18 protein-coding genes are annotated in these 21959 nt (G+C 59.7%); 11 read left to right on the top strand and 7 right to left on the bottom strand.

What is annotated here, in order from left to right; all coding sequences use genetic code 11:
• Positions 1-10: 10 nt before the first annotated feature.
• Complete coding sequence (gene putA, locus HNP33_RS01720; protein ID WP_184704597.1) at positions 11-3928, bottom strand: trifunctional transcriptional regulator/proline dehydrogenase/L-glutamate gamma-semialdehyde dehydrogenase; 3918 nt, start codon at positions 3926-3928, stop codon at positions 11-13.
• Between the two features lie 115 nt (positions 3929-4043).
• On the opposite strand from putA, the gene HNP33_RS01715 reads away from it, so the two are divergent.
• From HNP33_RS01715 to HNP33_RS01670, 10 genes are all read left to right on the top strand, one after another.
• Positions 4044-4535, top strand: coding sequence for an Lrp/AsnC ligand binding domain-containing protein (locus HNP33_RS01715; RefSeq protein WP_377780093.1), 492 nt, complete (start codon positions 4044-4046; stop codon positions 4533-4535).
• A gap of 153 nt (positions 4536-4688) precedes the next feature.
• Complete coding sequence (metX, locus tag HNP33_RS01710) at positions 4689-5843, top strand: homoserine O-succinyltransferase MetX (protein ID WP_184704595.1); 1155 nt, start codon at positions 4689-4691, stop codon at positions 5841-5843.
• Complete coding sequence (gene metW / locus HNP33_RS01705) at positions 5840-6424, top strand: methionine biosynthesis protein MetW (RefSeq protein ID WP_184704593.1); 585 nt, start codon at positions 5840-5842, stop codon at positions 6422-6424. Before metX ends, metW begins: the two co-directional genes overlap by 4 nt.
• A gap of 295 nt (positions 6425-6719) precedes the next feature.
• Complete coding sequence (locus HNP33_RS01700) at positions 6720-7940, top strand: sensor domain-containing diguanylate cyclase (protein ID WP_184704591.1); 1221 nt, start codon at positions 6720-6722, stop codon at positions 7938-7940.
• A 171-nt stretch (positions 7941-8111) separates the two neighbouring features.
• Positions 8112-9575 carry a M20 family metallopeptidase gene (locus HNP33_RS01695; RefSeq protein WP_184704589.1) on the top strand — a complete coding sequence of 488 codons (1464 nt, stop codon included), beginning with the start codon at positions 8112-8114 and terminating at the stop codon, positions 9573-9575.
• A gap of 177 nt (positions 9576-9752) precedes the next feature.
• Positions 9753-10064, top strand: a complete 312-nt coding sequence (locus tag HNP33_RS01690; protein ID WP_184704587.1) for a hypothetical protein — start codon at positions 9753-9755, stop codon at positions 10062-10064.
• On the top strand, positions 10039-10407 hold the full coding sequence (locus HNP33_RS01685; RefSeq protein ID WP_184704585.1) for a Rieske (2Fe-2S) protein: 369 nt from the start codon (positions 10039-10041) through the stop codon (positions 10405-10407). The genes HNP33_RS01690 and HNP33_RS01685 overlap by 26 nt, the downstream gene beginning before the upstream one ends.
• Complete coding sequence (locus HNP33_RS01680) at positions 10404-10805, top strand: YkgJ family cysteine cluster protein (RefSeq protein ID WP_184704582.1); 402 nt, start codon at positions 10404-10406, stop codon at positions 10803-10805. The genes HNP33_RS01685 and HNP33_RS01680 overlap by 4 nt, the downstream gene beginning before the upstream one ends.
• A 172-nt stretch (positions 10806-10977) precedes the next feature.
• On the top strand, positions 10978-12921 hold the full coding sequence (locus tag HNP33_RS21260; RefSeq protein ID WP_184704580.1) for a tetratricopeptide repeat protein: 1944 nt from the start codon (positions 10978-10980) through the stop codon (positions 12919-12921).
• A 1-nt stretch (position 12922) separates the two neighbouring features.
• The gene (locus HNP33_RS01670) at positions 12923-14602 is read left to right on the top strand and encodes a glycosyltransferase (protein ID WP_184704578.1); all 1680 of its coding nucleotides are present in this window, start codon (positions 12923-12925) and stop codon (positions 14600-14602) included.
• 85 nt (positions 14603-14687) lie between these two features.
• Here HNP33_RS01670 and HNP33_RS01665 read toward each other — a convergent pair whose 3' ends face one another.
• Together HNP33_RS01665 and HNP33_RS01660 are read right to left on the bottom strand one after the other, a co-directional pair.
• Positions 14688-15995, bottom strand: coding sequence for a hypothetical protein (locus tag HNP33_RS01665; protein WP_184704576.1), 1308 nt, complete (start codon positions 15993-15995; stop codon positions 14688-14690).
• On the bottom strand, positions 15992-17176 hold the full coding sequence (locus HNP33_RS01660; protein ID WP_184704574.1) for a glycosyltransferase family 4 protein: 1185 nt from the start codon (positions 17174-17176) through the stop codon (positions 15992-15994). Before HNP33_RS01660 ends, HNP33_RS01665 begins: the two co-directional genes overlap by 4 nt.
• A 494-nt stretch (positions 17177-17670) precedes the next feature.
• Here HNP33_RS01660 and HNP33_RS01655 point away from each other — a divergent pair, with 494 nt between their 5' ends.
• Positions 17671-18741, top strand: a complete 1071-nt coding sequence (locus HNP33_RS01655; RefSeq protein WP_184704572.1) for an acyltransferase family protein — start codon at positions 17671-17673, stop codon at positions 18739-18741.
• An 82-nt stretch (positions 18742-18823) separates the two neighbouring features.
• On the opposite strand, the gene HNP33_RS01650 is transcribed toward HNP33_RS01655, so the two are convergent.
• The 4 genes from HNP33_RS01650 to rfbF are packed head-to-tail and all read right to left on the bottom strand — an operon-like array spanning position 18824 to position 21952.
• A complete protein-coding gene (locus tag HNP33_RS01650) occupies positions 18824-19690 on the bottom strand; it encodes an SDR family oxidoreductase (RefSeq protein WP_184704570.1) in 867 nt (288 codons plus the stop codon).
• Complete coding sequence (locus tag HNP33_RS01645) at positions 19687-20100, bottom strand: WxcM-like domain-containing protein (RefSeq protein ID WP_184704568.1); 414 nt, start codon at positions 20098-20100, stop codon at positions 19687-19689. Before HNP33_RS01645 ends, HNP33_RS01650 begins: the two co-directional genes overlap by 4 nt.
• Complete coding sequence (rfbG, locus tag HNP33_RS01640) at positions 20082-21179, bottom strand: CDP-glucose 4,6-dehydratase (RefSeq protein WP_184704566.1); 1098 nt, start codon at positions 21177-21179, stop codon at positions 20082-20084. Before rfbG ends, HNP33_RS01645 begins: the two co-directional genes overlap by 19 nt.
• A complete protein-coding gene (gene rfbF, locus HNP33_RS01635) occupies positions 21179-21952 on the bottom strand; it encodes a glucose-1-phosphate cytidylyltransferase (RefSeq protein ID WP_184704564.1) in 774 nt (257 codons plus the stop codon). The genes rfbG and rfbF overlap by 1 nt, the downstream gene beginning before the upstream one ends.
• Between the last annotated feature and the right edge of the window lie 7 nt (positions 21953-21959).

Below are 21959 nucleotides of genomic sequence, written 5' to 3'. Positions count from 1 at the left end.
GGAGCGTAGGTTAGCCGAGCGTCATCAGGCTGGCGTTGCCGCCCGCAGCAGCCGTGTTGATGCTGACCGCATGCTCGGCAAGCAGGCGGAAGAGGGGAACGCTGCCGTCCATTGCCTGCGCCGTGATGGGAATGATGGCGCCGGGCCGCGCAGTCAGGCGGCTCCCGGTGGCCATCCAATCGCTGGCGGCATCGGCCACTAGGGCATCAAAGTCCTCGGATTGCAGCAACTCCTCGGTGTTGTGGCCTGCGAGCACCACATGGGCGCGCACATCGGCAGGCAACTGGCCAAGCAAGGCGGCGTTGGCGCTGGTCTGGGGCCAGACGGCGGTGGTGCCAACTGCCAGCACGGCTGCCAGCTGGGCCAGCAACTTGTCGGCGCTGCCCGCCACACAGGCAATGCGCTCGCGGCCACCCAGTACATACAGGTTGCGTTCGCCCGTGGGGCCGGGCAGCTCGGCGGCAAAGCCGTTGCCGGTATGCGCGCCATAGGCAAGGCACAGGCTGGCGAGCTGGGTTTGGCCCTGCTGCTGGGCCCAGGCCTGCAGCGCTGCCAGTGCCGGGGCGGGTGCGGCATCTGCCAGCTCCAGCCCGTGGGCATTGCCGCGTTTGCCTGCAGCGGGCGTGGCGGCTGCGGCGCGGGCTTCACTGCCTCTCATGCGGGGCAGGTGGGCCAGGGCATCTGCAGTGGCAGTGGCGGGCATGCGGGCGAGCAGGCGCAGCATGTACAGGGGGCCGCCTGCCTTGGGGCCGGTGCCCGAGAGGCCTTCGCCGCCAAAGGGCTGCACGCCGACCACCGCACCCACGATATTGCGGTTGACGTAGATGTTGCCTGCATTGGCAGCATTCACCACCTGGGCAATGGTTTCGTCGATGCGGGTGTGCAGCCCCAGGGTGAGGGCGTAGCCGGTGGCGTTGATGTCGGCCACCAGCTGGGCCAGGTTTTCACGTTTGTAGCGCAGGATGTGCAGTACCGGGCCGAACACTTCGCGTTGCAGCTCCGACAGCTTGTGGATGGCGATCACGGTGGGGGGCACGAACGTGCCCTGTGCGGTGCCTTGCGCTGCGCTGCCGACGCTGCCGGGGCGCGCAGCGGTCTGCCATACCTGGTGGCCATTGGCTTTCATCCTGGCAATGTGGCGGTCGATGATGCCTTGCGCCTCTGCGTCGATCACCGGGCCCACATCGGTGTGGAGCTGCGCCGGGTTGCCCACGTTCAGCTCCTGCATGGCGCCGCGCAGCATGGCAAAGAGCCGGTCTGCAGCCTCTTCCTGCACGCACAGCACGCGCAGGGCAGAGCAGCGCTGGCCGGCCGAATCGAAGGCGGACGACAGCACATCGACCACGACCTGCTCGGCCAGGGCCGACGAATCCACGATCATCGCGTTCTGGCCGCCGGTTTCGGCCACCAGGGTGACGGGCTGGCCGTGGGCGTCCAGGCGCTGGGCCAGGGTTTTTTGCAGGATGCGGGCCACTTCGGTCGATCCGGTGAACATCACGCCCTGCACGCGGCTGTCGGCGGTCAGACGGGCGCCCACAGTCTCGCCGGTGCCCGGCAGCAGCTGCAGCACATCGCTGGGCACGCCCGCCTGCCATAGCGCCTGCACGGCAGCGGCGGCGATCAGCGGGGTCTGCTCGGCGGGCTTGGCCAGCACGGTGTTGCCTGCGGCCAGCGCTGCGGCCACCTGGCCGGTGAAGATGGCGAGCGGAAAGTTCCACGGGCTGATGCAGACCACCGGCCCCAGGGCCTGGTAGCCAGACGGGTCTGCGGCATGGCCCCAGCTGCGCACCTGGGCGGCGTAGAAGCGCAGAAAATCCACGGCTTCGCGCACCTCGGCAATCGCGTTGGAGCAGGTCTTGCCTGCTTCGCGCACCAAAACGCCCATCAGCGTGGGCATTTGGGCTTCCAGCAGGTCACCGGCATGCTCCAGGCAGTTGGCGCGTTCGGCCACGGGCGTGGCCTGCCAGCGGGCAGCGGCGGCCTGGGCCGCATCCAGGGCGAATTCAACCTGCTCGGCCGAGGCGTTCGTCACCTGGCCGACCGTGTCGCGGTGATCGGCCGGGTTGACGACGGCTTGTGGCGCGATGGTGGACGCTGGCGCGCCGCTTGTCAGCATGGGCGCGGCGTGCCACGCCATGGCTGCACTGGCCCGCAAATCATGTTGCAGCTGGCGCAGGCGGTCGTCATTGGCCAGATCCAGCCCGGCGGAATTGGCGCGGCTGTCGCCATACAGATCACGCGGCTGGGCAATGTGCGGGTTGGGCAGGCCCAGCTGGCCTTCGCTCTGCGCCCATTGCTGCACGGTGGCGACGGGGTTTTCCACCAGTTTGGAGAGCGGAATGTCCTGGTCGGCGATGCGATTGACGAAGCTGGTGTTGGCGCCGTTTTCGAGCAAGCGGCGCACCAGGTAGGCCAGCAGCGTTTCGTGCGTGCCGACCGGCGCATAGATGCGGCAGGGGCGGCCCAGGTTTTCGGCGGCATTGCGGCCTACCACCTGCTCGTACAGCGGCTCGCCCATGCCGTGCAGGCACTGGAATTCATACTGGCCCGGCTGGTAGGTGGCAGGGTCGGCCAGGTGGTAGATGGTGGCCAGTGTGTGCGCGTTGTGGGTGGCAAACTGGGGGTAGACCGCATCGGGTGCGGCCAGGAGCTTGCGCGCATTGGCGATGTACGACACATCGGTATAGGCCTTGCGGGTGTAGACCGGGTAGCCTTCAAGGCCTTCGACCTGCGCGCGCTTGATCTCGCTGTCCCAGTACGCGCCCTTGACGAGGCGCACCATCAGGCGGTGCTGGCTGCGGCGCGCCAGATCGATGACGAAGTCGAGCACATACGGGCAGCGCTTCTGGTAGGCCTGTACCACAAAGCCGATGCCTGCAAAGCCCGCCAGCTCGGGCGCAAAGCACAGTTTTTCCAGCAGGTCGAGCGACAGCTCCAGGCGGTCGGCCTCTTCGGCGTCGATATTGAGGCCAATGTTGTACTGGCGGGCCAGCTGGGTGAGCTGCAGCACCACGGGGTAGAGTTCGGCCATCACGCGGTCGTGCTGCGCGCGGCTGTAGCGCGGGTGCAGGGCGCTCAGCTTGATCGAGATGCCCGGGCCTTCGTACACGCCACGGCCATTGCTGGCCTTGCCGATGGCGTGGATGGCGTTTTCGTAATCGCGCAGGTAGCGTTTGGCGTCGTCAGCCGTCATCGCCGCTTCGCCCAGCATGTCGTATGAATAGCGGAAGCCCTTGTCCTCCAGGCGTTCGGCGTTCTGCAGCGCCTCGCCAATGGTCTCGCCAGTTACGAACTGCTCGCCCATCATGCGCATGGCCATATCCACGCCCTTGCGGATCAGCGGCTCGCCGCCACGGCCGATCAGGCGCGTGAGCGACTGGCCCAGCGACCCTTCGCTGTGCGTGGCCACCAGCTTGCCGGTGAGCACGAGGCCCCAGGCTGCGGCGTTGACGAACATCGACGGGCTCTTGCCCACGTGGGCCTTCCACTCGCCGTGGGCGATCTTGTCGCGGATCAGCACATCGCGCGTCGCTGCGTCGGGGATGCGCAGCAGGGCCTCGGCCAGGCACATCAGTGCAATGCCTTCCTGTGACGACAGTGCAAACTCCTGCAGCAGCCCCTGCACCAGGCCCGCGCGGCCAGCGTCCGCCTTGCGCTCGCGCAGCTTTTTGGCCAGCGCCAGCGCCAGCGTGTCCCCCGCCTGCGCGACGGCGGCGGGCGGCGTGGCCTGGGGCAGCAACTCGGCCAGCGCATCAGGCTCGGGCTTGCGGTAGGCCGCGGTGATGGCAGCGCGTAGCAGCGTGGCTGGCTGCAATGCCGGGGTGAAATCATCAAAAATAGTAGCTGTCTGCGCTTGGCGGTTAAGCGTTTCGGCCGTATTTTGCTCAGAATCAATGGAGCGAACAGCAGACAGGGTAGGTGCGGTCATGGCGGCCTCTGGGAATACTGGGGTAGTGAATATCGCCAGTGTGCGAGTTTGTGCGATGAATTTCTCTCCATAATTGCTCTATTTCATAGAGAAAGATTCTGCATCCAGGCCGCGTATGACCGATATGATCGCCCCGCCCGAAGACCTCGACCGCATGGATCTGCGCATCCTCGCCGTGCTGCAGCGCGATGGCCGCATCTCCAACCTGAAGTTGGCAGAAGCGGTGGCGCTCTCGCCCACCGCCGTGCTGGCGCGGGTGCAGCGCCTGACCAAGGATGGCTACATCGCCGGTTATGAAGCGCGGCTGAACCCGCAAAAGCTGGGCGCGGCCATGCTGGTGTTCATCGAAATCCTGCTCGATCGCACTACCCCGAATGTGTTCGAGGAGTTCAAGGCCGCCGTGCAGGTGCGGCCCGAAATCATGGAATGCCACATGGTGGCGGGCGGCTTTGACTATCTGGTGAAGATCCGCGTGGCCGACATGAATCATTACCGAACCTTTGCCGGTGAAGTGCTGTGGCAGTTGCCCGGCGTGCGCGAGACGCGGACGTATGCGGTGATGGAAGAGGTAAAAAGCTCCAACCGGCTGTACCTGGGCGGGTTTTGACAGGTGCCGCTTGCGAGCGATTGGTAGTACACTTTGCGCTTCACGGCGCCGATTTGCTTCAGCTTGCGGGCGCTTTATAAATCCAGCTAAAGACTCGGTAGGCGACAGAAAAGCATCGACCCGGCCTCGTTTTTAGCGTTGCCGGGTTTTCTTATGTCATTTGTTGCGACACCTCAATCAATGCATTTCCCGGAGGCGCTCTCTCTCAAAAGTGGCGCTTCCATCCATGATTACCACCTGGCTTTCGAGACCTATGGCGAGCTCAATGCCGACAGGTCCAACGCCATTCTGGTGTGCCATGCGCTCAACGCATCGCACCATGTGGCCGGCAGCTACGAAGGCCAGCCCAAGAGCGAGGGCTGGTGGGACAACATGATCGGGCCGGGCAAGGCGGTCGATACCAACAAGTTCTTTGTCATCGGCGTCAACAACCTCGGCTCCTGCTTTGGCTCGACCGGGCCCATGCACATGAACCCCGATACCGGCAAGGTGTACGGGGCAGACTTTCCGGTGATGACAGTGGAGGACTGGGTCAACGCCCAGGCGCGCCTGCTCGATCGCCTGGGCATCACGCAACTGGCGGCCGTGCTGGGCGGCAGCCTGGGCGGCATGCAGGCGCTGTCGTGGACGCTGCAGCACCCTGATCGCATGCGCCATGCGGTGGTGGTGGCAAGTGCGCCCTGCCTGAGCGCCGAGAATATTGCCTTCAACGAAGTGGCGCGCCGCGCCATCGTGACCGACCCGGATTTTCACGGCGGCCACTTCTACGAGCACCGCGTGGTGCCCAAGCGCGGCCTGCGCATTGCCCGCATGATCGGCCACATCACGTATCTGAGCGACGACGTGATGAACCAGAAGTTTGGTCGCCAGCTGCGCGAGGGCATGGACCTGAAGTACAGCACGCAGGACGTGGAATTCCAGATCGAGAGCTACCTGCGCTACCAGGGTGACAAGTTCAGCGACTACTTCGACGCCAACACCTACCTGCTGATCACCCGCGCGCTCGATTATTTCGACCCCGCCAAGGCCGATGGCGGCGACCTGACCCAGTCTCTCGCCAAGGCCAAGGCCAAGTTCATGCTGGTGAGCTTTACGACGGATTGGCGCTTCTCGCCAGCGCGCAGCCGCGAAATCGTCAAAGCCCTGCTCGACAACCGCCGCACCGTGAGCTACGCCGAGATCGACGCACCGCACGGTCACGACGCATTTTTGCTTGATGATGCCCGCTACATGGGTGTAATGCGCTCCTATTTTGAGAACATTGCCAGCGAACTGAACACCGCCCCAGCCACCAAGGAGGCCGCATGACCGAAAAATCCACCCTGCGCGCCATCGCCTCGCTGGTTCCCCCGGGCTCGCGCGTGCTGGACCTGGGCTGCGGCGACGGCAGTCTGCTGGCCCATCTGCAGGCAGAGCGCGGTTGCACCGGCTACGGCATTGAGTACGACGATGCCAATGTGCTGGCCTGCGTGCGCCGTGGCGTCAATGTGCTGCAGCTCAATCTGGAAGACGGCTTGGCCATCTTTGAGGACAACAGCTTTGATGTGGTGCTGCAGATCGACACCTTGCAACACTTGCGCAATGCTGAGGTGATGCTGCGCGAGACCGCCCGCATCGGCAAGCAGGGCGTGGTGGCCTTTCCCAACTTTGCGCACTGGCCCAACCGCCTCTCGATTCTGCAGGGCCGCATGCCGGTGACCAAGCGCCTGCCTTACCAGTGGTACGACACGCCCAATATCCGCGTCGGCACCTTCAAGGACTTCGAGGTGCTGGCCATCAAGAACAAACTGCGCATTCTGGACAGCTTCGGTCTGCAGAATGGCCATGTGCGGCGCGTATTGCCCAATGCGCTGGCAAGCACGGCGGTGTTCCACTTCGAGCACGCCTGAAGGGCGGTAATGCTGGGTGGAGTGCGAGGGGGAATGTGCGAGAGGCCCTCTCGTGCCGCGCCGCTTGGTGTTCGCGGCGCGTCTTTGGCGCGGTCTGGTGCGCCGTCAGGCGCTCTATCGCACCGGCGGCGCTGAAGTAAAAACGATCTACGAGGGAAAAGGTGCGTTTGGGCACCTTTTATCACTTTTGGTGGTTATTCCACGAACACGGTAAAAGCGTGAGGCTGTGGGCAATGCCACAGTAAATTATTAATAGCTACAATTTATTGATAACAACAATTATTTGTTCATATTTATGGAATGGGGCTTGGTGAGCGTTGCGCTGATGTGGCTGATGGTGGGAATGACCGCCTTGTCGGCGGTCACCTCCATTGCCGTGCTGGGGCGCAAAGGCTGGCGCAAGGGGCTGGGCGCGGTGGCATTGGCCATGTTGCTGGTCGCAGTGCTGGCCGCAGTACAGATGCTGTCGCCACCGGCAGCGCGCTGGAGTGGCGTGCTCACCAGCTGCCTGTTCAGCGTGGCACTGAGCTGCCTCGCAATGGCGCTGCGCCAGTTTCGCCAACTCGATACCGATTGGCGTTGGCTGATGCTTGCGCCTGCCGCTGCTTTGTTGCTTGGCAGTCTGGCGTCGGGCTCCGAGCGGGCAACCCTTCTTCTGTATGCCCTGCATGCCATCTTTGCTTTCCAGCTGGGCTGGCTCGCGCTGGAGTTGTGGCACATGCGCGTACTGCGGCTGGGCACTGGCTATCGCATGCTGTGCGCGGCGCTGGGCGGGTTCCTGCTGGGCATGCCGTATCTGCAATGCGGGTGGGGCCAGGGGTTGGCACAGGAGATGGTGCTGGTAGAGCCGCAGATGCCGTGGTACTGGGCGCGCACGGCGCTGGTGGTGGCGGTGCTGCTGCTGCTGACTCTGGGCTTCATGCGCATGGTGCAGGACCGGCGCGAGGCACGCAGCCGTCGCGCTGCGCTGCGCGATCCCCTCACCCGCATGCTCAACCGCCGTGCACTGGTGAAGGCGCTGGAGCATTGCATTCGGGATGCCAGCCGCCAGGTGCACCCGCTGGCTCTGTTGCTGATCGACGTGGACCACTTCAAGCGGGTGAACGATACACATGGCCATATCTCGGGGGACAAGGTGCTGCGGCATGTGAGCCGGGTGCTGGCCAGCAATGTGCGCTCGGACGTATACCTGGGGCGCTTCGGCGGTGAAGAATTTGTGATCGTCTGTCCCGGCATGGGCATGGAGGAGGCGCAGATCCTGGCCGAAAGGCTGATTCTGGCCGTGCGCTCATCGAGCGTGCACATCAAGGGCCAGGCCTTGCAGGTGACGGTGAGCATTGGCGGTTTTGCGGGCCCCGTGGGCGCGCATACGCAGTGGGAAACTCTGCTGGAAGCCGCGGACAGCGCGATGTACCGCGCCAAGGAGTCCGGGCGCAACCGTGTGGTCATGCATCGCCAGTTGCCCGCCTCATCGACAGAGAGCAGCATGCCGCTTTGGCGGGAAAGCAGCGCCTAGAACGTGAGCACGCCCTGTGATCCACCGCCTGACTGAGACTGGCGAAGGCGCTCCCGTTTGCTTGCTTCCGAAGCAGGGGTTTGGGGGCGGAAAGCGATATTTTCCCGCCGGGGCTGGTACCCTTGAGGCCTTCATGCGCCAGCAGGCGCAGCACGATCAGGAGACCACCCCATGAATGCCCGTATTGACGCTTCCAACCTGCAGGCCGATCCCGCGCTCAGCCACATCAGCGAGCAGTGGGACAAGGATATTCTGCGCCAGCTGACCGATTACATCGCCATCCCGGCCAAATCGCCCGGTTTTGATGGCGATTGGGAAAGGCACGGCTTCATCGATACCGTGGTGCGCAACGCCGCCACCTGGGTGGAGGCACAGAAGGTAGAAGGCCTGAAGCTGGAAGTGGTTCGCATACCGGGCCGCACGCCGGTGTTGTTTTTCGAGGTGCCGGCCACGCTGGCGAACAGCCAGCAGACGGTGCTGATGTACGGCCACCTGGACAAGCAGCCGGAATTCTCGGGCTGGCGCAGCGATTTGGGCCCCTGGACGCCGAAGTATGAAGACGGCAAGCTGTACGGCCGCGGTGGCGCCGACGATGGCTATGCCACCTACGCCAGCATTGCAGCGGTGCAAGAACTCAAGCGCCAGAACGTGCCGCACCCGCGTATCGTCGGCTTGATCGAGACCTGTGAAGAAAGTGGCTCGGGCGATCTGCCGGCCTATATCGACATGCTCAAACCGCGCCTGGGCGATGTGGGCCTGGTGATCTGCCTGGACAGCGGCGCTGGAAATTACGACCAGTTGTGGCTCACCACCAGCCTGCGCGGCATGGTGGCCGGCACCCTGAAGGTCGAGATTTTGACCGAGGGCGTGCACTCGGGCGATGCCTCGGGCGTGGTGCCCTCGTCGTTCCGCATCATGCGCCAGGTGCTCGACCGCCTGGAAGACAGCAAGACCGGGCGCCTGCTGCCTGAGAGCTTCCATTGCCAGGTGCCAGCCGAGCGTCTGGCCCAGGCGCAGGCCACGGCGGCCATTCTGGGCGATGAGCTGTACAAGCGCTTTCCCTGGGCACACTTCGATTGCAATGGCTCCAGCCTGTTTGCGCTGCCCACCACAACCGATCCCACGCAGGCACTGCTCAAGCGCACCTGGGAGCCCACGCTGTCCGTGACCGGTGCTGAAGGACTGCCTGCGCTGCAGGACGCAGGCAATGTGCTGCGTCCTTACACCGCATTCAAGCTCAGCCTGCGCCTGCCTCCGCTGGTGGATGCAGTGCAGTGCATGCAGGAGTTGAAGGGCCTGCTGGAAGACAATGCGCCCTACCAGGCCAAGGTCACCTGGGAAGGCGCCAGCGGTGCCAACGGCTGGAATGCGCCCAGCACCGATGAATGGTTCCTGAACGCGCTCAACCGCTCCAGCCGGGCCTACTTTGGCGCTGACTGCGGCTTCATCGGCCAGGGCGGCTCCATTCCGCTGATGGGCATGCTGAGCGCAGGCTTTCCCAAGGCGCAGATGATGGTGTGCGGGGTGCTGGGCCCCAAGAGCAATGCACATGGCCCCAATGAGTTCCTGCATGTGCCCTATGCCAAAAAGCTGACGGCCGCAGTGGCGCAGGTGATTGCCAGCATGCCTGCGTAATTCTTGCAAAATGCTGGATGGAAATCTCTACCTGGTGCAACTGCGTGTGTACCAGGAGTTTTGCGTTGATTGCCAATAGCCTTGGCCGCCCTAAATAGCTGAATGCACTCTGTCTCCGCAATGCCTGCGAATCCATGCGTATGCCCTTACTGCAACGTTTCCCTGGAAGGGCGCGCGTTGGAACGCAAACCATTACCGGGGCAGCGGAAATGGCTTCCGATGCATGCAGCTCCAGTTTGCCCGGACTGCAGTGGTTTTTTGCAACAACGCGGCGGCGAGCATCCAATGGATCGGTTGGTTCGCTGGTTTCCACTCACCATTGTGTGGATGCAAATCCCGCGTCTGTGGCCTGCGGTCCATGACGGGTTTGTCGTCGTATCAGGCATCGCCCTGGCGGGACTGGCAGTCGCAATGGTTTATCTGTTCATCAAATACAAACGTAGCCCCATTTATTACGAGCGCCATGTCCGAGCCTCACATCCTTTTTGAAACTACCGACCCCATTGGCAACAGCGCCGATTTGGTGGACAACGGAAAACCCATCCTTTTCCAACTGCCCAATGGGCAGAAGGCCTTCGTCATTCGTTGGCAAGGCGGCTTGCATGGCTGGATCAACGAATGCCAGCATGCCAGTGTCCCCATGGATTTTGATGGCGATGTGCTCGAAAGTGGTCGCCAGTTCATCCTCTGCCCCTACCATGGCGCCATCTACCAGCCCGACACCGGCGCCTGCGTGGGCGGGCCATGCCGTGGCTCGCACCTCGATGCCGTGGCGGTGGAGGAGCGGGGAGGGCAGATCTGGCTGAAGGCAGCAGATGGGGCAGAGCGATGAAATCTTCAATCCGTGTGGTGGATGTGGACCGGCTGGAGACCTGGAGCAAGTACAAGCCCGGCATGTGCGACAGCTGCGCGGCCAATTGCTGCACCATGCCGCTGGAAGTGCAACTGCCAGACTTGGTGCGGCTGGAGCTGGTGGATCCGTTCGAGGTGGACAACGTCGACCACAAGCTGATTGCCAAGCGCCTGCTCAAGGCCAGGCTGATCGACCATTACAACCCCAAGCACAATATTTTCACGATGGCACGGCGGGCAGGGGGCGACTGCAACTTCCTCCACCCCACCACACGCATGTGCACGGTGTATGAAAAACGCCCGGAAACCTGCCGCCTGCACCCCAAGAAGGGCCCCAAGCCGGGTTTTTGCGCATACGGTAACAAAAATCTGGGCTAGGACTGTGTTTGCATGCGGGTCGCCTGGATGCAAGGCGCGCGCAGAAGTCCTCTAAAATGGCTTGAAAGCACATGGTGGTGCTGGTTCAAACTGCCCCAGGGCTTGCTCATGGGGCATTTTCTTAGCCGTATCGACGATGCAAAAAACAAAACTGTTCTGGTTTCTAGGAATCGTGGCGAGTCTCCTGGCCGTGGGCGTCATCTATGGGGTCGGACTCCATAACGGCCTGGTATTTGACGACAACCGCTTCACCGACGGCACCATCTTTGGCTCCTATGGCAATCTGGCGCAGCTGAAAGTGCGCATGCTCTCCTATGGCAGCTTTGTGTGGGTGCAGGCGCTGTTCGGAGACAGTTTCGTCGTGCAGCGCGTGGTCAATGTGCTGCTGCACCTGGCAAGCTGCTACGCGATCTGGCTGCTGGTGACCGAGCTGTTCAAGCACGTTCGCTTTTCTGAGGAAACGCTGGCGGAACCTGGTTTTGATACCAATCGCCGGATTGCCATCTTTGCGGCGGTAGCCTTGTTTGCAGTGCACCCCATGGCCGTCTACGCTGTGGGCTACCTGGTTCAGCGCAGCATGGTGATGATGACCTTGTTTGCCGCGTTGGCCTGTTGGACATTTGTCAGGGCGCTTGCTGGCGGAGGCGTCAAATGGGCCCTGCTGGCGTTGCTATGCACCGTGTTTGCACTGCTTAGCAAGGAGCATGCCGTGGTGTTGCCCGCCCTGGCCCTGCCGCTCTATATTTTTGTGAAGCGACCCTCCTGGAAAGTGATCGCGGGTACCGTGGTCGCCATCGCCGTAGTGATGGGCGTGTTCACGGTAGTTCTGTGGCCGCGACTGGGCGCCTTTGTGGGCGCAGTGGCAACCGATGACACATCGTGGGCCTATGTGCATCTGCTGGAAAAGCTGTACCCCGGTATCACGCCATCCATCTATCCCCTGAGCCTGATGAACCAGGCAACGCTCTTCTTCAATTACGGGCTGCTGTGGCTGCTGCCCAATGTGCAGTGGATGGCAATTGATCTGCGGCCGGTGTTCCCGCTTGGCTATTCCAGCTGGCCCCATTGGCTGGGGGCGGTGGGTTATCTGGCTGTGCTGGTTGGTAGTCTGTGCTTGCTGCTGCGCCGCCGTGATGGCTGGGGCCTGGAGGGCCTGGTGCTGCTGTGCACCGCGATTCTGTTCAGCACCGAATTCGTCACCGCCTGGCTGCAGGATCCATTTGTTCTGTATCGCAGCTACATCTGGGCGATGTTCCTGCCAGCCTTGCTGGCGCTGGTGCTGCTGCATCTCCCGCGCAAGGCCATGGTGGCCGTGGCCTTTGTCGTGGGCATGGGCCTGACGGGCCTCGCGGTGGAGCGCAACCTCACCTTCAAGAATGCCTATACCGCCTGGACGGATGCAGCGCAGAAAGTGGACATGCAGGCGCCGTTCAACGCTTTTGGTCGCTGGCGTCCGTTCAACAACCGGGGTGCGTATCTGCTGGAAAACCTGAACTACGAGCAGTCGCTGCAGGATTTCGAGAAGGCCGTCGCACTCAAGGAGCCGCTGGGTTCTGCGCAGTTCAACCGCGGCATGGCTCTGGAGCTGCTCAAGCGCTATCCGGAAGCGCTGCAGGCATTTGCCGAGGCCGAGAAGCAAGGCTTTCAAAACGCAGCGCTGGCCTACCACCAGGCAACGGCTTACAAGCAGACGCAGCAACTGGAGCAAGCCTACCAAAGCTATGCCAAGGCACTGAGCCTGCAGCCTGAATCTGCACTGCTTCCCCAGATCTGGCTGGAGCAAGCCGAGGTGGCCATTCCCACCGGGCACTATGACGCAGCGATTGCGAACTACCAGCAGTTGCTCAAGGGCGCGCCAGACAACACCCGCTTTGAAGTGGGCTTGGGGATTGCCTTGATCGGTAAAAAAGATTTCGCGGCTGCCATGCAGATCTTCGATGCCTCTTTGGCACGGCGCCCCAATCCGCCTGCGTTCTATGGCAAGGCGCTGGCATACAGGGAGCAAGGCGATGCCGCCAAGGCATACGCAGCCATGCAGCGTGCCAGCGAGATGGATCCGGCCAACCCGGTCTACAGAAATCTGCTTGCCCAGATGAAGGCAAAGGCCGGCCAATAACATGCTGCACCGATGGCTGCGAGGGAAAAACCGCAACACTCCTGACAAGAGTGAACAGACGCCCCTGCGCGTTCTGCATGTAGGCAAGTACTACCCACCCTATCGCGGAGGAATGGAGTCCTTCCTGGCAGACCTGATCGAGCAGCAGCGCGCCGGTGGTATCGACGCGCGCACGGTGGTGCACGGTGATCCGCTGCCTGATGATCCCGAGTGGCTGATCCGTGTGCCGGTACAGGTGACGCTTGTTTTCGCGCCCATCGCACTGGGCTTTCCGTTTGCGTTGTGGAAGGCCATTCAGCGCTTCAAGCCCGATGTTCTGCATTTGCACATGCCCAACAATGCAGCGTTCTGGCCGCTGATCATTCCAAGCGCACGCCGCATTCCCTGGGTGGTGCATTGGCACTCGGATGTCCTGGTTTCGGAGTGGGATACGGTGCTGAAGGCCTGCTACCAGCTCTACAAACCGTTTGAGACCAAGCTGCTGCAGCACAGCGAAGCGATTCTGGCCACATCGCCGCCCTACATGGCTGCAAGTGCGCCGCTCCAGCGCTGGCTGTACAAGACCGTGGCGATCCCGCTGGGACTCAAGCCCCTCGATACCGAAACACTCCAACAGGCAGAGGAGGAAGATGTCTCGGAATGGGGCGATGCGCAGTTGCGCATTCTCTCGGTAGGGCGCCTGACCTATTACAAAGGCTTCGATACACTGATATCCGCAGTCGCGGGGTTTGCAGAGGTACAGCTTCTGATCGCCGGCGAAGGAGAGCAACGCAAGGAGCTGGAGGCCCTGATCGAGCGCGAGCGTTCTCACCACGGCTGCGCCAGGGTGAAGTTGCTTGGTCAGGTGAGTGAAGCGAGAAAGTATGCGTTGTTCAACTCCTGCGATATTTTTGCGCTGGCATCGCGCGAGCGTACCGAAGCTTTCGGGCTGGTGCTGATCGAAGCCATGCAGCATGGCAAGCCCTGCATTGCTTCAGACCTGGATGGCTCGGGCATGTCCTGGGTGGTGGGGCAATCTGGAGCCGGGCAGTGCTACGCGCCTGACCAGGTACAGGCTTGGAAAGAGGCCATCCGCCAGGCCTTGAATACCAAGGCGCAACTGGCCTTGCGCGGACAGGTAGCGCTGCGCGCAGCAGATGCGCAATTCACCATCGCTCAGTGCGAGGCGCGTATTCGTGAAATCTACCAAAGCTGCTCGTCGCGTGCCGCGATGCCTGGCACGGAACAGTTGAGCACTCAGCAACTGCTGGTTGCGGTGCTGTACGACATTCGAGATGTAGACCGGCTGGCGCAGTGGCGGCCTGCATTACCGGGCCAGCAACTGGTATGCGTGGACGCCACGGGCGATCCAGATGCTGCTTCCATGCTCCAACAAGCCTCCATTGCCTCCCTGGCACTGCATCATCTGGGTTGGGAAGATACGCTGGCGGTGCTGCAGCGCCTTGTCAGCGAGCAGGCTTATACGGGTTTGGCTCTCATGCCCGCCCACCGGATTCTGGAGCAGGCAGGGGCAGAAGAGGACCGCAGGCCAGGCTGGTGGCAGCGCATGCTGGCGGGCTTGGGGGTTCAGTACCACCACCTGGGCAGGGACACGTGGGTATTGCGAGGCGCCGCTCTCACAGACTGGACACTTGCGGCGCATGGGGCCTTCGGCGCGCGGGTGTGGAGCATCAAAAAATAGAGCAGCTGGCGTGGGCGGGTGTTGGTGCTTCTAGTTTTATGCTGAAGGCCGCATCAGGCCATATGCCGCATACCTTGTGGCCCGGTCAGCAGCCCAGCAATTGCGGTGGGCGGACGACTGCCAGAATACTGGCCACCATGCCCACGCCCAGCAGTGTATACATGGCTACGCGTGGCCAGGTTTTGGTGGCGTTGGCAATGCCAATGGCGGTCACGATGGCTGCAAAGAAAATGCCGTAGTTCAGTACGCGCAAAAACCAATTGGTGTCCAACAGCCACCAAGATGCGGCAATGCTCAGCAATGCAAGCGTGGCGAAGGCAATCAATACCCAGATCAGCAACCGTCCCATGAGGGGGTTGTAGCGTTTGGCGTGCAGCCCGTCGATCAGGCCATAGATTCCGACCACAAAGAAAACGGCGAACATCACGTTGCCCAGCTGAAAAGCCAGAAAACGCAACATCGATCCCCCATAGGGCAACCATGCCTGGGCGGGTAGCAAATAGGCTTGTATCGCCAGGGCAGTAAATACGATGCACAGCAACCCCAAACCTGTTGCAGTGCGCCTGCGCTCCAGGCCGGTAGCCACGGCTTCGGTCCAGCTGGGCCGCCAATGCCACTTGCGCTGTACCCCCATGAGCGCCATGCCGGCAACCAAGGGCAGCGCCGCGAGATAAGGGCCCGCCTGGAGCAGGCGCTGCATCTGGACCTGCTCCAGATCAGCCAGCATGGCCGCGTAGGGGCCGTGAGGCCAGGCATAGACGCCCATGCTGGCAACCACTACCAGCAACAGGCTGAAGTGCCGCCACGTCAAGGGCCGTTTTTCCAGAAAATCGGCAATCACCAGCATGCCGCATAAAAAGACCAGGATGGCGTGGCTCAGTATGTGCGTTACCGCGATGCAGGGAACGATCAGAAAAAATGCCCAGCCGCCTTGGCGGTGCAGCCACAGCCAGGCGCAGATCACGCCCAGAAACACCAGCATCTGCCCCCATTGCTGGGGGCGGGACTCCATCAGCGGTGCCCAGAAATAGCTGGACAACGCCAGCCCGGCCAGAATGGCGGCAGAGCCCGCCAGCGCCAGCTTGCGATAGCCCCATAGCAACAAGAGCATGGAGACGAAGACACCGCCAATGCCCACCATGGATATGGACTGGGTATGGCTGAATTGCAACTGCTCGGAGAGCGCGCGAACCGTGTGGATGAATGCGGGGCCGGAGACGGGCCAGTGCACGCCTGCGTCGAGTTGATGGGCAATGGAGACCCAGTTGACTTCGTCGTTGTGGCAGATGGGGTAGCTGCCCGAGCTCCGCAGTGCCCAGGCCAGCAGCGCAAATGCCAGGGCAGCGGCAGCGCTGCCATACCAGCTTCGCCAGCTGCGGGAGCCCGGGCTCATGCCAGCTGCCTGTAGACGGCCACGGTTTCTTCCACACAGCGATCCCACGACAGGCTGGCCGCTCGGGCCAACCCTTTGGCTCTGGCGTCTGCCTGCCATGCCTCGTTGCCCAGACACTCTTGCAGCGCCTGGGCCATGTCCTCCACATCCAGCGGGTTCACCAGCTTGGCAGCACCGCCTGCAACCTCGGGCATGCACGAGGTGTTGGAAGTCAGCACTGGCGTGCCACTGGCCATGGCTTCGACGATCGGCAGGCCAAAGCCTTCGTAGAGCGACGGGTAGGCCATGAGCCGTGCACCGGCATACAGCGCAGGAAGCCAGCGCTGGTCCACGAACGATACATAGCGCAGCCAGCCTTCGGCTTGTGCCTTTGCCATGCGGGCGTGGACGGCTTCCGAGTTCCAGCCCTTGCCACCGGCGATGACCAGAGGGCACTCGCGGCGCATGTCTTGCGGCAGCAGTTCATAGGCCTGGATCAGCCGCTCCACATTCTTGCGAGGCTCCACGGTACCCACAAACAGGCAGTATTTCCCCGCGCGCAAGCCCAAGGCCTGCATGGCGGGGTCCAGCATTTGGGGGGTATGGGGACGGAACGCTGCATCTGCCGCTTCCAAAATGGCGGTAATGCGATCTGGCGGCATCAGCCGCCGCTCGATCATCTCCTGGCGAACTGCCTCGGACACGGTGATCACATGGCTGGTGCGTGCCAGGCTGGGGCCGAGGGTCAGGTTCAGGTAATCCACCCGTGCGCGTGGGTGGAACTGGGGGTACAGGATGTGCGAGAGGTCATGCACGGTGCTGACCGCTCGCCCCTCGAACGGTGGGACGATGTAATTGGGGGCATGGTAAATCGACTGCCGATTGCCGCGCAGGCGCCAGCCAAAATACATGGGTGTCAAGGCGCAGTACACGCGCACTGCCATGCGGCTCGTTGCCAAGCGGGTACGCAGGGTCGCCCGCTCTCGGGGCGAGGGACCAGGGGCGGCGGGGCTACCATTTTCAGATGGCGGCTTTTCCAGTGCCGCCAGCGGGTCGTCCAGCCATTGCCCCATCGAGAAATAGCGCAGTCGCGCCACCTCCTCATGCCGGGTAAGTCGCCTGGCCACCTCGAAGGTATAGCGGCCAATGCCGGTGAGCGGTGGGCGCAAGGCATCAGCCGCAAGTATGATGTCCAGCTTCATCGTATGGGTTTGTGGATACAAGAAATTAACTGTTTTTGGGTGACGTCCACTATCGTTTTGCCTTTGGCAGCGCTTTGGAAGTCAGGGCAGCCATGCATACAGGCTTGCGCGTCGCCTGCATGCCTTTCATCTGCTCTTTGAAAGAGTCTCGGACACGACCCGTGTGCGAATGAACCTGTTTCATCATATCGGACTTGTTCTCCATGATGCAGGCAACCAGCTGCAGATATTGTGGATGGTGCACAGCCCCCTATGCGCAATTTTTTGATTGAATGGGTTTTTGTCAAGGCCAAAGATGCAGTTGCCATTCTCACCCTGGTCTTGGGTATGCAAACGGCTTGGCTGTGCCCCGCGTTATGACGGCTCAGGCTCAATCTGGTGGTTTGGCCCTTGTAGCCCTCCGTTCTGGTAAAGCTTTCTGACATTTTTGGGCCCCTTTTCCTGCTTGCACCAGTTAGCGTGCAGGTAAAATTTAATATTTTATAAAAGCAAAAATGGTTGTTAAATCGAGTGCAAGAGCAATACCATTAGATATTCTGCGTGTGTTCGCGGCGTTATGGGTACTTGTGCATCACTGGATCAGCCGGGATGGCTTGGCCCGTAACTTGCAGCAGCCTTACGATGTGTCTTGGGTTCCCGGCTGGATCGTTGCTGCTGCCGCGCCCGGGTTTCTGGGAGTGGATCTCTTTTTTATTCTCAGCGGTATCGTTATCAGCCGATCAGCCATCGGGCGGTCCTGGTCGGAGTTCGCGGTAGCCCGATTTTGTCGCCTGTATCCTGCTTACGCAGTTGCTATTGCGCTTGCGATTCTGTTTGCGCCAATCACGCTGATCAACTACCCTCCATTATCCCAATCCATATTAGGCATCACTGGGCTGCAGTGGTTTGTTGGAGCACCGACCATAGTAGGCCCTGCATGGACGCTTTTTCTTGAAGTACAGTTTTATCTGCTGATTACTATACTCTTATTGGTTTTTGGGAAATTGACAAGCCAGCAGTTACGTAATGCAGCGAAGGTATGGTGCTTGGTGCTTCTTCTGGCTCCCAGCTTGCAACTGCCTTGGTTGAATTTTCTTGCGATTTCTGAATTTGGCCCTTACTTTGCACTCGGTATGCTACTGGGGCTGTGTAATTCAAAGGAAGAACTGCGCTCCGATCTGCCAGCAATTCTTGTTTTATTGGCACTCTCGTGTGTAAGAATCGTAGCCAGGCTCTCGGAGGCCAGTTCTGTTCCTCAGCATGAATTGTTTGCCATTTTCATGCTGCTGGGAGTGCTATATATTGTATATCTATGTGCCAAGGCTGATTTTTTTGGCAGATTTCGGAATATCGTGAATCCCTCGGCCTTGATGTCATATCCCATCTACCTATTGCACGAGCCTTTGGGGATGCCCGCTATTGGCGCTTTGGTGGCCTATGGGTTTTCGCCGAAGACATCTTTTCTGATTGCGGGAGGTGTTTTATTTTTCGTGTGCTGGCTTTGTGTTAAATACTATGAGCCTATGGCAAGACGGCTCTTGTCGGAAAAATTATTCAAGAAATCCGAAACCGGGCAATTAAATTAAAAATAAATCGCTAAAATCATGGAGCGTTTCAGTTTTGTGAAGCGCTCCATCAACGGCTTTCATTGTTCCGGATTCTTCAGGCTTACGCGCTGAGGCATCCAAGCAATCCTGCATAACGCATGTATTCAGAGAGAGCATCTTGCCATGGGCGAAGTGGTAGACGCCCTTCATATCGCATTCGATAGGACAAGGCTGCTTCATTTCCTGAAACATCGGCACGACGGTTGAAAGCACTTGAATCAATGGGGCGAACCTCAATGGGTGAGCCTGACAACTCAGCAATCTTCTTTACATAATCGAACCGGCTGGCAACACCTTCATTGACGACATTGTAGATACCCTCACAATCGTCGAGAGTCAGCTCTAGAATGCGGCGTGCACAATCTACCACATAGGTGGGGGAGCCGATTTGTACAAAGTTGGCAGATATAAACCCGGTAGAAGCACGAATTTCATTTATTCTATTTGCAATGAAATTCTTTTTGTTGCTCAACTGTCCACCGAATAGCCAGCCTGTTCGAATGACGAGTGTATTGGGGCAACTAAGCACTGCTTCTTCTGACAACAGTTTTGAACGATGATGAACGGTCGTTGGTTGTACAGAATCATATTCATGGTACGGTTCTGACTTTCCACGCCCATATATGCCTGTGCTTGATATGAAAACGAACTTTTTTTGTCGACGATGGGCATGCCAGAACAGTTGTTCTGTGAGGAACGTATTGTCGAAATAACAGATTTCCGGATCAACTTCGCATTGCTCGACATTGGTATTGGCGGCTGCATGAATAATAATTTCATGGCCGTTGAGCATTGAGGATTGCTCCTTTCTCCCTGCGGCCAGGAAGGCCGTGCGATCGAGCGCAGTTCCCTCGTGCCCCATTTCTGCAAGCCCGCGCAAAAGCTCTGAGCCGAGCATGCCAGTTCCGCCAGTCACTAGCACTTTCATCGGCTGAACTCCCTGGTTACTGACTCTGTGGGGTCATGTTCAATGCTTGCAATATTCAACAATAGATTGGTTGACTGGCCAACTCCCTCAAACGCCATCCAGACTCCAGGAGGAACAAATAGCCGTTGGTAATGGTTTTCTCCTAGCACCACTTTCTCCGCCGATGAGCCGTCTTCGGCTTCAAGGTGAAAACAAATGGAGCCGATAGGCACGAGCAGGTTCATCGACATTCGCAGATGCTTTTTCCAGCCTTTGACCTCGCCACAAGAGACCATCGAGAAATAGGCTTCCCCAAAGTCAATATAGCCCGGAGAGCTCCGTTTGAGTCCATGAAGAATATTCCCCTTGGCGTGGGGAATGACCTTCGATGGGTAGACGATTGCGCCGCAGCTTAGGAGGAGTGGGTCCATCGGTTGCCTCGCTCCGTTGCCAATTGCATGTATTGCTCAATCTGTTGCTCGGTGAGCGTCTGCACATCACGATCCTGGATGTAGAAGCCGGCATACCATTCGCCGACCATGCGCACACACTCCTGATAAAACAGAGTAGGTTCCCAGCGAAGATGAAACAACGCCTTGTCGCAGTTGAGCTTGAGCAGCCCTGCTTCGTGGAAGGGGACATTTCCTGTAATCTGGTAGCAGTCGAAGTCCTTGTTCCAGTACTCGAAAACATCTGCGATCAATTCGATCACACGCCGGTTCTGTTCCGCACGTGGTCCGAAGTTGAAGGACTCACCATTCAATTTTTCGTTGGTGGCAAGATTGGCTCCCAGCCATAGATAGCCAGATAGCGGCTCAAGTACATGCTGCCACGGACGAGTTGCTTCGGGGGAGCGGATCTGTACAGGCTTGTGATCATTCCAACTGAGTACCGAGTCCACAATGATCCGATCCTTGGCCCAGTCGCCACCGCCGATCACATTACCCGCTCGCGCGCTGGCGATGCGAATATCGGGTCGGTGCTTGAGGAACGAGTGGAAATAGGCATGGAAGATCACTTCGGCTGCGCCCTTTGACGCGCTATAAATGTCTTTGCCTCCCAGATGATCAGTTTCGCGGTACCCCCATTCCCACTCCACATTCTCATAGCACTTGTCGGACGTGATGATCACGGCAACGCAAGGCTTGGAGAGCTGTCGAATGGCATCGAGGACGTTGGCGGTTCCAAGCACATTTGTCGAAATCGTGCCCAAGGGATCCATATAGGATGTTGAGACAATGGCTTGCGCAGCCAGATGGAACACGAAATCGGGCTCAAATCCGTGGATCGCCTGGGCTAAGGCGGCGGCATCCCGTATGTCGATAACCCGATGGTGGATCTTTTGTTCCAGGCCCAAGATTTCGAACATCGACGGGGTTGTCGGAATTCCATCCGAAATGCCCATGACCTCGGCTCCAAGCATGGTGAGCCAGCGAGTTAACCAAGTCCCTTTGAAGCCAGTGTGTCCAGTGACAATGACTTTTTTGTCTTTGTATACGTTATTGAACATCACCACACCTTCCAGGGCGCCTGGTTTTTGGCCCAGAGTGATTCGAGCTGCTGCTTGTCGCGCAGAGCGTCCATGGGTTTCCAGAAACCTGTATGCCGGAACGCATTCATCTGGCCATCTTCTGCCAGCCGTCGCAAGGGATCTTGCTCAAACACGAGATCGTCGCCTTCAGGCAGGTAGTCAAAAACGGATTGTTCGCAGACAAAAAAGCCTCCGTTGATCCAGTTTCCATCGCCTTTGGGTTTTTCTGCGAACCGCACAATTTCATTGGATTCATTGATGTCGAGGGCTCCGAAACGGCCTTCGGGTTGAACACTGGTCATCGTAATGGCTTTACCGGATTGGCGATGGGCTTCTGCCAATGCGCGAATGTTGACATCCGCTACGCCATCGCCATAGGTGAGCATGAATGGCTTGCCCTCGGTATAGGCTTTTGCTTTGCGGACTCGAGCCCCAGTCATGGCCAATTCGCCAGTGTCGATCAATGTGATTCGCCATTTCTCAGAGCGATTGTTGTGGACGATAGTTCGATTCTCTGCCAAATCAATGGTGACATCGCTCGTGTGTAAATAGTAATTCGAGAAATACTCTTTAATGACGTATCCCTTATAGCCAAGCAAGATAATGAAATCATTGAACCCGTGCGATTCATAGATCTTCATGATATGCCATAACATCGGCATGCCGCCAATTTCAACCATGGGCTTTGGGCGCACACTCGTTTCTTCTGCGAGGCGCGTGCCAAGACCGCCTGCCAGAATCATTACCTTCATTTTCTAC

The organism is Comamonas odontotermitis (genome assembly GCF_014207855.1).
GTDB classification, from domain to species: Bacteria; Pseudomonadota; Gammaproteobacteria; order Burkholderiales; family Burkholderiaceae_C; genus Comamonas; species Comamonas odontotermitis_A.
Note: the sequence above shows the minus strand (reverse complement) of the source record. Positions and strands in the feature narration are given on the sequence as shown.